The following is a 12,972-nucleotide window of genomic DNA, read 5'->3' as shown; positions in this document are numbered from 1 at the left end:
CGAACAGTGTAAGATAAAACCCCTCCTAACCTCCCCTAAAAGGAGAGGAATCTCTTTCTGTACTTCTCTGATTAGTGTTGACCGGATGAATTAGTTTTCATTATTAAATATGGTAATAACTGGTAAGGTTACAAATCTGGAACAGCTTAATTGAGTCAGAGACTCAAAACTTGCCCGTGCTGGGGCAGAGACCCAGCACAACCCAACTCTTTCTTCTTGGTTCTTTCCTCTTTCATCTAAACTACTATTGTAAAAGTCCACCGTTCTTGGCCTTTTCCAATAATGTGTCATGATTGTTCTCCCAGATGGTCCAATCTACCGTTTTGGTAGGATCGATGCCGTTCAGGTATTTTTCGAGGTTGGTATAGCCATCACCATTGAGGTCGGCATTGGCGTCAGAAGGATCATTGGGATCGAGGCCGTATTTCTCCTCCCAAGCATCTGGGATACCATCACCATCGGATTCCTGATAAGGAGTCCCCTTGTATTCTGGATAACCTCCAACTTGGTCGGGATGAACAATGATGCCTTTTTTATAGGAATCTATGGGTAGTCTCCTATTGATAAATTCAGCACCGATTTCCATTTCCATTCCTTCCGGCGCATTGATTTTACCCGTTTTCACGGTTTTGACGATCCGCTGGTCCACCGCATCCCTTTTGGGCAAAATGGCTCCTGCATTTTCCAACACAAAGCCATAGGCTTCCTTGGCGGCCATGATGTGGAGCGGTGCCATTTCGAATGGCTTGGATTGGCGCATATAGGCAAAGTGCTCTTCCCTCTCTGAAGGGCTGAGATCACCGGGCTGCACACCACCGTCCCAGTTGTCTGCGGTCACCTGTGGATTGCCTTCTACGAAATTTCCCTCCACATATGCTCTACCAAAAGTCTTGGGATCCAAGTAACCGGATTCCGGTTTGATGATCCGGTAGCTGATGGGTTTGCCTTCAGGTGTCATCGGCCCCGGTTTGTAATAATTGTTGATGATATTGAACAGGGAACGGTAATCGCCGCCATCCACGGACCGGTTCCACCAGTTGAACAGTACATTATTGACGAAGGTAAAGTCTCCGTACATGCCCACGGAAGGGTTTCGGGAGATGTTATTGGCCCAGAGGTTTCTGATAAAAGTGCTGTTCAGCCCGCCAATGGTGCTGCCAAAAGCGTGGTTATAGGTATCCAATCCTTCGGACGAAATGGTATTCTGAATGGTAATATTGGCAGCTGGCAACTTTTCACGATCGGAATTTTCATTTGCCTTGAACATGTTACGGTACAGGGAGATATTTTCGTCCAATCCCCAGCTCACCGAGCAATGGTCGATGATGACATTACCCATAGGATCACCGCTCAGGGCGTCGTCCCTGCGCGTGACATCCGTAGCGCCTCTTCGGAATCGCATGTGCCGGATGATCACGTCGTGCGTATCCACAGCAAAGGTTTCACCTGCCACACAAATCCCATCTCCCGGGGCAGTCTGACCTGCAATGGTGACATAAGGTGCCCGTAGGCTGATGGGCTTTTCCAATTGGATAATGCCGGCCACATTGAAGACGATGGTCCTGGCACCGCCTGCTTCGCAAGCTTCCCGTAGGGTGCCGGGGCCGCTATCGGCCAAACTCGTCACGACAAAGACTTTTCCTCCTCGTCCTCCCGGCGTGAAAGCTCCACCACCTTCTGCCCCTGGAAACGCAGGAATATCGGCCTTGACAAAATCTTTGGGATAAGAAGCCCAGCGCATATAAGGCCTACCTTCTGTGGCTTCCTGCTGGATGGTCGGATAAATTTCATCCCATACCTTGTCCAATCTCGCCTCTTCCAAAGCCATGATAGAATCTGTTTTGGCCTGCAAGGCCGGAGGGATTTCCGGATATTGGGCAAAGGCCTCTGCACTCATTAGGGCAGCAGCGCCCATCATAAATATGCTCTTCTGCCAAAAAGACTTCTTTTTTATCGATATCATTTTCAGTTAATTTTAGGTTTTTGGTATTTGCCATAAGCACTCCACCACGGTTAATCTAACAAGAAGGAAAAAACCTATTCAAAGCCTCGGTTTTCCCCAATTTGCTGATGTAAAGTTACTTAATAAGGTAACCAAACCTTCCTGAACTATCCTGCTGAAAAGCTTACATTGCACCTGAATAGGGATATTATCTACTTGGAAAGGGATATTGGGAGCATGAAATTGGGGCGGTAAAATGGGAGCACGCTCAGCACAGGAATTAGGAACTGCTTATTGGAGTGAGCAACTCCATGCTTACCAGTCCTAGGTCCAAGACTCAATGTACTTCCCTGATTGGTGTTGACCGGATTAATATTAGTTTTCATTATCAATTATTGTAATCGCTAGTCATTTACTAAAATCCTATTGTGTTTCTCTTTGCTCCAAAATAACCCCACCTAACCTCCCCGCCGCAGCGGGGAAGATTGTCTCAATACAATGTACATTTTGTCCAATCTCAAATCTCAAGACTCACTACTCAAGACTTCCCCATCATAACCATTTTTTACTTATCTTCGAACCAAAACCAGCTTTTGGGTTGTTACACACCAAACGAAAAGAAACTATGGCTTGGAAAGCAATTGATCACCTAGAGCAAATCCAAAAAATCAAAGCAGAAAGCAAAATCCAACCGGTACTGATCTTCAAGCACTCCACCAGTTGCAGCATCAGCGGCATGGCTTGGAATCGGCTACAGCGTAACTGGCAGGAAGGAGACTTCGAAAAAGTCAGTCCATACGTACTGGACCTGCTGAGCTATCGTGAGATTTCCAATGCCATCGCCCAGGAGTTTGCTGTGGACCATGAGTCCCCCCAAGTGATCCTTCTCAAAGACGGCATGGCTTTTTATGATACCAGCCACATGGGCATCAATTATCAGGACATTATTGACAAGGTGTAATTAAACCCGGAATCAATGCCGTTTAGTTAAGGATATATCCTCCTTTTCATATACCTAAAAGTCCTTTTTTTGATTGATTTTGGCTGGGGAAACCTGATCATCTTGGTGGATTTTATCCTTTTCCTTTTTTCCCCCGAAAGCCTTCGGGGCAGGCTATTGATGAAAAAAGAAAGAAAAAAATCTAGGCCTGTGGTATGCCTTTTAAAATAGGACATGGATTTACCCTGTGACGGGGATCCGTCGCCCATTTTAATTTTCATACGGTGGCTACGGCCTAAAAGAGAGTGGGTCTCGCTGTTCCACGACGCGAGCCAACTCCCTTTCCTAACGGCCTCCACCACCTACTGAAAAACAGGCATACCAAGGGCCGTCAAAAGGAAGCGACACCTTTTGTGGACTCAACAGAGCCCATAATTCTGGCTCAACCTTTTATGCCACTGCATGGAATAATGGTATTAATTTATCCAAAGAAACTTATTAATTGGATCCGCCTTGCAGGTATTGGGCATTAAGAAATTAAACCCGAAATATGCATTAGCCAATCTATTGCGACCTGAAATTGCTTTAAAATCAACCGCTTTGCTTTAGTTTTCGGTGTAACCGTAGCGGTGCTACGCTCACACCGCCAAACCAACTGCTTTTCTTGCACTTTCAGTCCTCACTACGGTTCCTAATGCATAAATCGGGTTAAAAAGCGGGTGGGCAAAAAGGCAGGCTTGTCTATCTCGTTGCTAGACAGGTTTGACGAAATGCAGCCCAAGGAAAAAATATAGGATCCGTATTTTCCAGATACACACTAACTAAACGGCATTGATTCTAGGTAAAACCCCAAGAGCTTGGGATCCAACCTCGATATATACCATTTATGGCCATTATTTGCCTTATGCAATAAATGGCCATTTATTTTTTAAGCCCCTTAAACATCTTCCCATTTCTGCGGTCTAACAAGCGTTAAAAACTAAACGCATGAAGGACACCGTTACCAAAATCATTTTTAGCCTCTTATTGGCCACGTGGATTTATCCATCATTTGCACAACGACCTACGGAAAGACCAGCAGGACAAGGTCCCGCAGGTAGAAGGTCGCTTACCATCACAGGGACAGTCATCGACGCCGGTACAGAAGAGCCACTTATCGGTGCGAATATTCTCCTAAAGAGCCAAGCAGACTCCCTACTGTCGTCAGCGGTGACGGACCAAAAGGGTGCTTTTTCACTCAACAGGCCAAGGGTATTTCCATTGGTCTTGGAGATTACGTACATCGGCTATACCAAACTTACCCAAACCCTTGACCAGCGCGGCCCCATCTCGCTGGGGACACTTCGCCTGATGGAGGACCAAAATGAACTCAATGAGGTCCTGGTAAAGGGGCAGATCCCTGTGGGCGAGATGAAAGGAGATACCGCCGTATTCAATGCTGGAGCATTCAAGACCAAAGAAAATGGCTATGCGGAAGATTTGGTAAAGAAAATCCCTGGTGTCGTCATCGAAAATGGCACCATCCAAGCACAAGGGGAAGAGGTGCAGAAAGTGCTGGTGGATGGCAGGGAGTTTTTTGGCAGTGATCCCAATATTGCCCTAAAAAACCTCCCGGCAAACATGATCGATCAAGTAGAAATCCTCGATCAAAAGTCCGACCAGGCAAGGCTGACGGGATTAGACGATGGCAATTATGCCAAAACCATCAATATCATCACCAAAGGGGATATGCGCAATGGATATTTTGGTAGGGTATATGGAGGCTATGGTACCGACGACCGATATACAGGTGGCGGCAATATCAACCTTTTTAAAGGAGACAAACGGATCTCGATCATCGGGCTGTCCAATAATATCAATCAACAAAACTTCTCCTCGGAAGACCTCTTAGGGGTGTCCGGAGGAGTGGGCCGTGGACGCAGAAGGGGGCCTGGAGGCGGCGAAGATTCAAACTTCATGACAGGCAATAATAACGGCATCGCCAAAACCAACTCCATTGGGCTGAACTACAGTGACCGCTGGGGGAAAAAGATCAATTTTACAGGGAGCTATTTTTTCAATAACGCCAATACAAACCTCAACCAACTTACCAATACCCAAACTGTCGTTTCGGAAGATACTGACCAATATTACCAAGAGCAGCTGCTCCAAAACACCAAAAACCAAAATCATCGGTTTAGGGCCCGAATGGAATACGATATAGATGACAAAAACAGTATTGTCCTTGCGCCCAGCTTTAGCTTTCAAGACAATTTGAGCATAAGCAACCAGGACGGGCTCAACTTGGACAATAACTTGGATTCCCTTAGTGCCGCCAGAACGTTGAATGACCGGGATGTCAATGGATTCAATTTCTCCAACAACTTCACTTACCGCTTCAAATTTGACAAACAAGGGCGAACCTTGTCCACCAATATCTTCACCAGCATAAATGACAGGGACCAGCTCACAGAGCTGTTGACGGCCAATACAGATTTTGTAAACAGCGCTATCGATACGACATTACAGGAGACCACGGCACTTTCCGACGGGTTTAATTACCGGGCAAACATCACCTATACCGAGCCCCTGAGCGAAAAATCAATTGTGTCATTGGATTATTCCATTGGCAATAATAAAAGCAGTGCGGACCAAAAAACCTATGTATTGGCACGAGAGCAAAATATCATGGTGCTGGACACTGCGCTCAGCAATGAGTTTGACAACAAGTTCACTACCCAGAAAGTGGGCCTTGGGTACCGCTTTAGTGACAACGGATGGAGTGTCAACATGAACCTGGACTATCAGCATGCCAAACTGAACAATGAGGCTGTCTTTCCGGTTATGGCAAATTATTCCCGTAGCTTCAACAACCTGCTTCCCAATGCCAGCATCAGTTTTCGCTCCCGAGAAACGGGCAAAAACTTGCGCTTCCGCTACCGCACCAGCACGGATGAACCCAGTGTAAACCAGCTTCAGAATGTCATCGACAATAGTAACCCCCTACAGCTCAGCATCGGTAATCCTTCTTTGGGCCAGAGCTATAATCATAACCTCTTTGCCAACTTTGGCAAATTCGATATGGAAAACTCCAAGACCCTTTTTGTCTTTGCCACTGGGTCACTTACCAATAATTACATTGGAACACACACTTATGTGACCAGTCAAGACACCTTGATCAATGGGGAAGTACTTCTCCGCAAAGGGGGCCAGATCACTCAGCCCGTCAACCTCCACGGCAGATGGAATGCCCGGGTCTTTCTGAATTATGGAAGCCCTTGGGAAAAACTAAAGTCCAACTTCAACACCAACACCAGTGTCAGCTTTAGCCGAACGCCTGGGATGATCAATAACCAACTAAACCATAACGATAATATTGGCCTGACCCAGAGGCTTTCCCTGACGAGTAATATCAGCAAAAACGTTGATTTTACACTGTCCGCATCCGGCACCTACAATATCGTCAACAGCAGTCTGCAAACAGCCAACGAAAACAACTACTACACCCAGAATTCCTCGTTCCAGTTTTATTACTCTCCCAATGATGGAAAACTATTCGTCAATTCAAACTTGACCAATACCTGGTACACGGGACTTTCGGAAGGCTTTGACCAGTCCTTTTGGCTCTGGAATGTCGAAGCTGGCTATCGTTTTCTTAAAGAAAATAAAGGCGAACTTAAACTCAGCATCTTCGATCTTCTGGGTCAAAACAACAGCATAAGCCGGACCGTTTCTGATGTGACAGTATCCGACGTCCACACCAATGTTCTCACCCGGTACGGGTTGATCACATTTACCTATATAATCGGCAAATTTAAAAAGCCAGAAGAAGGTGATCGTCCAAGGGGATTCCGTCCACCAAGAGGGGGAGCAAGAAGTTGGTAGTAACTTTTGATTGATTCAGGTAAGAGAATCTCCCTCTTTCCTGATATCCCCATCCTCAATATGGAAGTAGGCGATATCGGCGTCGATATCCTGCATGATTTTTTTGGTGCGCTCTGGTCGGGCGTCTGTGATAAATAACTGCCCAAATTCATGATGGGCCACCAATTCCATCATTTTCCCTATTCGAAAATCATCCAGCTTATCAAAGATGTCGTCCAACAGCAGCAGGGGCTTTGTGCCGGTATCTTCCTTAAAGACCTGAAACTGGGCAAGCTTTAACGCGATCAGAAAGGATTTCTGTTGACCTTGGGATCCAAATTTTTTTAGGGGATAACCATTGATCTCAAAGACAAAGTCATCTTTGTGAATTCCTGCGTTGGTGCGCTTCAGGATAAGGTCCCGCTGGAGACAGCTATGATAGTAAGCCTCAAAATCCGGTTTCTGGCATTGGCTTTCGTAGCGGATTTCTACGACCTCCCGACTTCCTGAAATCTCCGCATAATGCTGGAGAAGGTAGGGCTTAAAGCGATCAATAAAAGCTTCTCGCTCCCGGTAGAGCCATTTGGAAAGCTGGATCAGCTCCAAGTCATAAGGCTCCAGAAGACTTTTGTCCAGCTTGTCCTGCTCCACAAACTGCTTGATAAGGGCATTTCGCTGTTTAAGAAAATGCTGATAGCGAACCAACTTGCCAAGGTAATTTTTGTCAAGTTGTGACAATAGGCTGTCAAAGAATTTCCGCCGCTCCTCGCTGCCTTCCTTGATGAGTGAGGTATCATCCGGAGCAATCAGCACCACCGGCAACAGCCCAATGTGCTCACTTAATTTATCGTAAGCCTTCCCGTTGTTGATCAGCTGCTTTTTCTTTTTGGCTTCTAAAATACACTGGATTTCCACAGACTTTCCCGCCTTGTCAAAGTTCCCTTTCATCGAAAAGAACCCTTGGCCGTGCCGCACATTTTGGAGATCCACAGGGTTAAAAGCACTTTTGGTCAGAGATAGATAATGAATGGCGTCCAACATATTGGTCTTTCCACTTCCATTGATGCCCAAAAAACAATTTATCTCAGCGCTAAAACCGACCAGGGCCTTTTCGTAATTTTTGAATTGGATCAACTGGAGGCTTTTTAAGTGCATAGGAGACTTTTAAATTTTGCTTAACAGTACAAATGTAAGGAGAAGCGTGCTTATTGAAAGTATTTCTTTTCAGGAGTGTGAAGGCTAAGCTGGTAAGAATTTTATTACGGCAAATCTATTTGTATAAAAGTACCCAAGGCTTTTGACCATTACAATGGTTTCTGGATGACTAAATCCTATTGAATTACAAGTATTTACGATCCAAAATAAAGTAACAGCATATGCCCGTGAAGGAAAAATCCCGTGACGCAAACGGGTTTTGAGTACCTCAATTAATGGCTTATTCTTTCTATTTTAAGCAAAAATTACCTTTTTTTGTTTACTTATAAACATGTTCACCTACAATCACACACTTTGGCTTAGAATTTGAGCCTTTCACTCAAGTAATGAAACAACTAATATCAAAAACCTTCTTTCTACTTGTAGTTGGGATGATCTTTATGGGTTCATCCGTATGGGCACAGCAGGACGATCCCGAAGAGATTGCCATGTCCATAAAAGCAGGCTCGAGTAAAGACTTGGCGGCTTTTTTTGATAGAAATGTGGAATTAAGTATCAATGGAAACGAGGGAGATTACTCCAAGAATCAAGCGGAAATGGTCATGCGGGATTTCTTCAAAAAGTTCTCACCAAGCGACTTTGATATAGTGCATCGGGGAACTTCCGGAAATCAAATAGAATATTTTATCGGTACTTATGATAGTTCAGGCACTATATTCCGTATCCTGATCAAATGCAAAAAGGATGACAAAGGCTGCTCGATCTACTCTCTGGACATTACCAAAGAATAAACTCACCACAACACCACATTTCTACAAAATAGCAGGGAAGTTGTTCCCTTAAAGGGTCTCCCTTTCTCGATTTTTCTTATTTTTACGGAGTGAAAGAAAACTACTTAACACAGGAAAATCTGGAAGCATTTATCCAGTCTGCTTTTAAGGAAGATGTTGGGGAGGGGGATCATTCCACCCTAGCCGCTATTCCCAAAGACAAGGAAGGCAGTGCTCAACTATTAATCAAGGAAAACGGAATCATTGCCGGCCTTAAACTGGCAGAAATGATTTTTCATTCTTACGATAAGGAATTGGAAGTGCAGCTGCTGCTGGAAGATGGGCAAGCGGTAAAAAAAGGGGACATCGGCCTCAAAGTAACGGGCAAGGCGGCTTCTATTCTCACCACAGAACGACTGGTGCTGAACTGCATGCAGCGGATGAGCGGTATCGCCACCAAAACACACCGACTGACCCAGCTCATTTCCCATACCAGCGCCAAGCTCTTGGACACTCGGAAGACGACACCAAACTTCCGAATGCTAGAAAAATGGGCAGTAGCCATTGGAGGCGGAGAAAACCACCGTTTTGCCCTCTATGATATGGTCATGCTCAAGGACAATCACATTGATTTTGCTGGTGGCATCGAAGCCGCCATCGAAGCGACCAATGCCTATCTCAAAGAAAACCTGCTGGACCTTAAGATCGAAGTGGAAACAAGAAACCTTGAGGAAGTAAAAGAGGTTTTGAGAGTAGGAGGTGTAGATGTCATCATGCTGGACAATATGGGTTATGACATGATGCGGGAGGCCGTCGCTCTTATCGATGGCCAAATGCTAACAGAAGCTTCCGGCGGGATCACGGAAGAAACGCTCAAGAATGTCGCAGAATGTGGCGTGGACTATATTTCTGTAGGTGCCCTGACCCACCATGTAAAAAGCATGGATATCAGCCTAAAAGCAGATTGATATTTTTCTGGAAACTACTAAAACACCATGAAAGTGGAAAAGCAATTTATTCAGTGTCTAGTCATACATAAGCCTGATGAAGGTTACCGGCTTAGCCATCAAATCCACCAAGCATGTGAAGAAGCCAAGACCGTCGCGGTATTGCCTTCATGGGACGATGCTATCCAGTACCTCAGGAATGGAAACAAAGCAGATGTGATTTTGGGAAGCTATGAACTTACTGACCTTCATCCTTCTGTCTTTGATAAAATGGACAAGTTTATTCCTGTGGTATTTACGTCTCCCAAACCATTTGTAACAGAAAAAGCCTTTGCCCTCAATTGCCTTGATTTTATCAACGAAAATTGCTCGGATGAGCGCTTGACCAAAACATTCGATAAATTCAAATTACTCTATCCCAAGAGGAATGTTGACGATGCAAAAAATAAAGCCAAACCAACGGAAACCGGCTCCCCCCAAAAAACGCGTTTCTTGGTAAAATCAGGTGAACAACTCTTCCAAAAAAACCAGGAGGATGTTGCATTTTTCCTTGCAGAAGGGGGACAAACCTATCTAGTGGAGATGGTCAGCGGAGCACAATACCTAATGAGCAATAAACTGATGGAACTGGAAGAGCAGCTTGATCCCAACCAGTTTTTCAGGATCAATCGTAGCATCATCTTAAATGTAAAAGCTATCGGGGCGATAAAAAAATACGTGAATAGCCGGCTTAAAATTCTTCCAAAAGTCGCTTACAACGATGATATCATCGTGAGCCGCGAAAAGGTAAGTAAGTTTAAAAAATGGGTAAATCAGTAATGAGGAGATAACCAAAAGGTATCCCTTTCTGACCTGGTCGCCTATGCGGACCAAAACAACATCCTCCATAACTTTCTCAATTAACCTGTCCTTGGCCCAAAAAGGAAAAGCCCACCTCCTATACTGAAGATGGGCTTATAAAATGAAGTTATTTGGAAATCACTCCAATCTCTGCAAAGGAAGCATCCTTGCCATCCAACGTTTTGATAGCCTTAAGCCGGATAAATCTTGCATTTTCAGCTTCGAAAGTAATCTTTTGTTCTATCGGGCTAGCGGCAATATTGCCAAATTCCCCTTTGCTGACCGTTTTCCAATTACGCCCATTGGTACTTACAGCAAACTCATATTGCTGGATCACACCGGACATGTACCTGTTTTGCATGGGCATGTAAGTAAAGCCTTTCAGCTCTATGGCACCTCCCAAGTCTATCACAACTTCATCACTTTTACTGGTGTAGTTGGTATGGACATTTTCATCCATTACGTGATCCGCCTTATCACCTCCATTTAGCACTTTCCAGCTTGCCTTGACCATATCAAAATCCACACGACTCACTTCACTGGTTTTGCCGGAGTTTTGGTCAATGACGATAGCCTGAACGGTCTTGGGCGTCTTCACCTCAAAAGGCGCGGTATATTCCTGGCTTTCTTTACTTGGTGCACTGCCATCCGTGGTATAATAAATGTCCACTCCCTGATCCGGCACTTCCAGGCTTACCATTCCCGAAACAGACCTCGAAATGTTAGGAGCCAAAACTACCTTTGGCGCATTAAAAACTCCTATTTCGCTGATCGTCGGGCAGGCCTTGGCATCGGTCACCGTAAACCGCAATGCAGTAGCCGTCACATCCGGAAACCTCAATATTCGCTTATAGCCAATCGTGGTCTCACTGGCGATTTCTTCCCATCCAGCTGCTGTCTCCACCTCCACGGTGAAGGCCTTCACACGTTGCCCCAGGGCAATATACTCCTGTGCCAAAAACCGATTAAAGGTGATAGCTTCACCGAAGGTCACTGTCAGCGATCCAGAGACAGTACCATCTGAAGTGGCCCAATAGGTGGCTTCATCACCATCCAAGGCCATAGCTGCTTCGTATCCGTTTCCTCGTGTCTCTGAGGCTGCTATTTCACCTTCCTCTCTGGCCAAATTATGCGCAAAATCCTCTTTGATCTTATTGGCCAATTTCTGGACTTGTTCTGCATCCCTCTCGTGGATCAAGCCTCTGCGATCCACTGGAAAGTTGAGCAAAAGTGATCCGTTTCGACCTAAACTTTCATAATAAATGTCCAAGAGCTTGGGGAGTGACTTTACCTTATGGTCTTCATAAGGATGATAATACCAGCCTGGACGAATGGACACATCTACTTCCGCAGGCACCCAGTGTGTACCATCTTCCTGGCCTGCCGCGTATTCAGAAGCGTATTCCGGCATGCCACCGTACACTTCGTCCCGCTTGAGGTTGGACCAAGTGGTTTTATAGGCATGTCCCTCTTCGTTTCCTACCCAGCGAATGTCAGGTCCTCCGTCCGAAAAGATCACCGCATTGGGCTGGAGCTCACGGATGATGCTATAGGTATTTTCCCAATCATAATAATTCTTTTTGTCCACGCGGCGCTCTTCATTGGCACCGCCGTAGTAGCCGGTTCCACCATTGGCTCCGTCAAACCACACTTCGAATACTTCCCCATAATTGGTCAGTAGCTCCCGTAGCTGCGTACGGAAGATGTCAATATATTCGGGTGTGCCGTAATTGGTGTTGTTTCTGTCCCAAGGCGACAGGTAAACCCCAAATTTAAGCCCATATTCCTTGCAGGCTGCTGATAGTTCTTTGATCACATCGCCCTTTCCGTCTTTCCATGAGGAGTTTTTTACGGAGTGCTCGGTCGTTTCGGTGGGCCAAAGGCAAAATCCATCATGGTGCTTGGCCGTGATGATGATGCCTTTCATCCCGGCATCTTTGGCCACTTTGGCCCATTGGCGACAGTCCAAGGCGGTGGGGTTAAAAGTGTCCGGATCTTCATCGCCCATCCCCCATTCCATATTGGAAAAGGTGTTCATGTTGAAATGTACAAAAGCGTAAAATTCCAAGTCTTGCCAAGCCAGCTGCCTTTCGGATGGCACGGGCTCCACAGGTGCAGGAGGCGCCACTTCCTTTTGCTGGCAGGAAAAGGCTACCAGCAATAATACTAAATACTTCTTCATCGTGGGTTTTATAAAGGTTCAATCTTTAATATAACCAATTGTACAGGATGGATCACAAATTTTACCAGACAATGAAAATTTCAGGCAAAAACATGCTAAAATGGTATCAGAAAACCTCTCCGTATTGGGTTACGTCGATGGAGCTTAATGTAAAGGCAACCTAGCTCCCCACATAGGCAGCGAATAACTCGATTTGTTTTTTACTCTTGCCACCAGGCTACTCCTAAGCTCGCCTACAATGAAATTAAATGAGGTAAGGCCGGGCGGACCTGTCTTTCCTCCACAGGTAGAGCGGATCCTACACTACCCTTCGACTCCGCTCAGGGTGACAAACGTGTTTTACTTCCCCTATT

Annotated in this window: 8 protein-coding genes; 5 read left to right on the top strand and 3 right to left on the bottom strand. The window is 45.5% G+C overall.

Annotation, left to right across the window (positions count from 1 at the left end):
- Positions 1-244: 244 nt before the first annotated feature.
- Positions 245-1,963, bottom strand: a complete 1,719-nt coding sequence (locus tag FDP09_RS05485) for a polysaccharide lyase (protein WP_137401693.1) — start codon at positions 1,961-1,963, stop codon at positions 245-247.
- 604 nt (positions 1,964-2,567) lie between these two features.
- On the opposite strand from FDP09_RS05485, the gene ytxJ reads away from it, so the two are divergent.
- A complete protein-coding gene (gene ytxJ / locus FDP09_RS05480) occupies positions 2,568-2,903 on the top strand; it encodes a bacillithiol system redox-active protein YtxJ (RefSeq protein ID WP_137401692.1) in 336 nt (111 codons plus the stop codon).
- A gap of 966 nt (positions 2,904-3,869) precedes the next feature.
- A complete protein-coding gene (locus FDP09_RS05475; protein ID WP_137401691.1) occupies positions 3,870-6,746 on the top strand; it encodes an outer membrane beta-barrel protein in 2,877 nt (958 codons plus the stop codon).
- A gap of 15 nt (positions 6,747-6,761) precedes the next feature.
- On the opposite strand, the gene recF is transcribed toward FDP09_RS05475, so the two are convergent.
- Complete coding sequence (gene recF / locus FDP09_RS05470; RefSeq protein ID WP_137401690.1) at positions 6,762-7,880, bottom strand: DNA replication/repair protein RecF; 1,119 nt, start codon at positions 7,878-7,880, stop codon at positions 6,762-6,764.
- 386 nt (positions 7,881-8,266) lie between these two features.
- Here recF and FDP09_RS05465 point away from each other — a divergent pair, with 386 nt between their 5' ends.
- The 3 genes from FDP09_RS05465 to FDP09_RS05455 all read left to right on the top strand — a co-directional run bounded on the left by FDP09_RS05465 (position 8,267) and on the right by FDP09_RS05455 (position 10,416).
- Complete coding sequence (locus FDP09_RS05465; RefSeq protein WP_229683359.1) at positions 8,267-8,671, top strand: DUF4783 domain-containing protein; 405 nt, start codon at positions 8,267-8,269, stop codon at positions 8,669-8,671.
- Positions 8,672-8,760: 89 nt separating this feature from the next.
- A complete protein-coding gene (gene nadC / locus FDP09_RS05460; RefSeq protein WP_137401689.1) occupies positions 8,761-9,618 on the top strand; it encodes a carboxylating nicotinate-nucleotide diphosphorylase in 858 nt (285 codons plus the stop codon).
- A gap of 27 nt (positions 9,619-9,645) precedes the next feature.
- Positions 9,646-10,416: a LytR/AlgR family response regulator transcription factor gene (locus tag FDP09_RS05455; RefSeq protein ID WP_137401688.1), complete on the top strand. Its 771-nt coding sequence runs from the start codon at positions 9,646-9,648 to the stop codon at positions 10,414-10,416.
- 148 nt (positions 10,417-10,564) lie between these two features.
- Here FDP09_RS05455 and FDP09_RS05450 read toward each other — a convergent pair whose 3' ends face one another.
- Positions 10,565-12,619 (bottom strand): alpha-L-fucosidase, encoded by a 2,055-nt coding sequence (locus FDP09_RS05450; protein WP_137401687.1) that lies wholly within the window; start codon positions 12,617-12,619, stop codon positions 10,565-10,567.
- Between the last annotated feature and the right edge of the window lie 353 nt (positions 12,620-12,972).

The sequence above is a fragment of the Echinicola rosea genome (genome assembly GCF_005281475.1).
In the GTDB taxonomy this organism is placed as follows: domain Bacteria; phylum Bacteroidota; class Bacteroidia; order Cytophagales; family Cyclobacteriaceae; genus Echinicola; species Echinicola rosea.
Note: the sequence above shows the minus strand (reverse complement) of the source record. Positions and strands in the feature narration are given on the sequence as shown.

Coding starts and splice junctions, on each gene's coding strand:
- FDP09_RS05485 (WP_137401693.1), bottom strand. CDS start 1,963: ATGATATCGATAAAAAAGAAGTCTTTTTGGCAGAAGAGCATATTTATG.
- ytxJ (WP_137401692.1), top strand. CDS start 2,568: ATGGCTTGGAAAGCAATTGATCACCTAGAGCAAATCCAAAAAATCAAA.
- FDP09_RS05475 (WP_137401691.1), top strand. CDS start 3,870: ATGAAGGACACCGTTACCAAAATCATTTTTAGCCTCTTATTGGCCACG.
- recF (WP_137401690.1), bottom strand. CDS start 7,880: ATGCACTTAAAAAGCCTCCAGTTGATCCAATTCAAAAATTACGAAAAG.
- FDP09_RS05465 (WP_229683359.1), top strand. CDS start 8,267: ATGAAACAACTAATATCAAAAACCTTCTTTCTACTTGTAGTTGGGATG.
- FDP09_RS05455 (WP_137401688.1), top strand. CDS start 9,646: ATGAAAGTGGAAAAGCAATTTATTCAGTGTCTAGTCATACATAAGCCT.
- FDP09_RS05450 (WP_137401687.1), bottom strand. CDS start 12,619: ATGAAGAAGTATTTAGTATTATTGCTGGTAGCCTTTTCCTGCCAGCAA.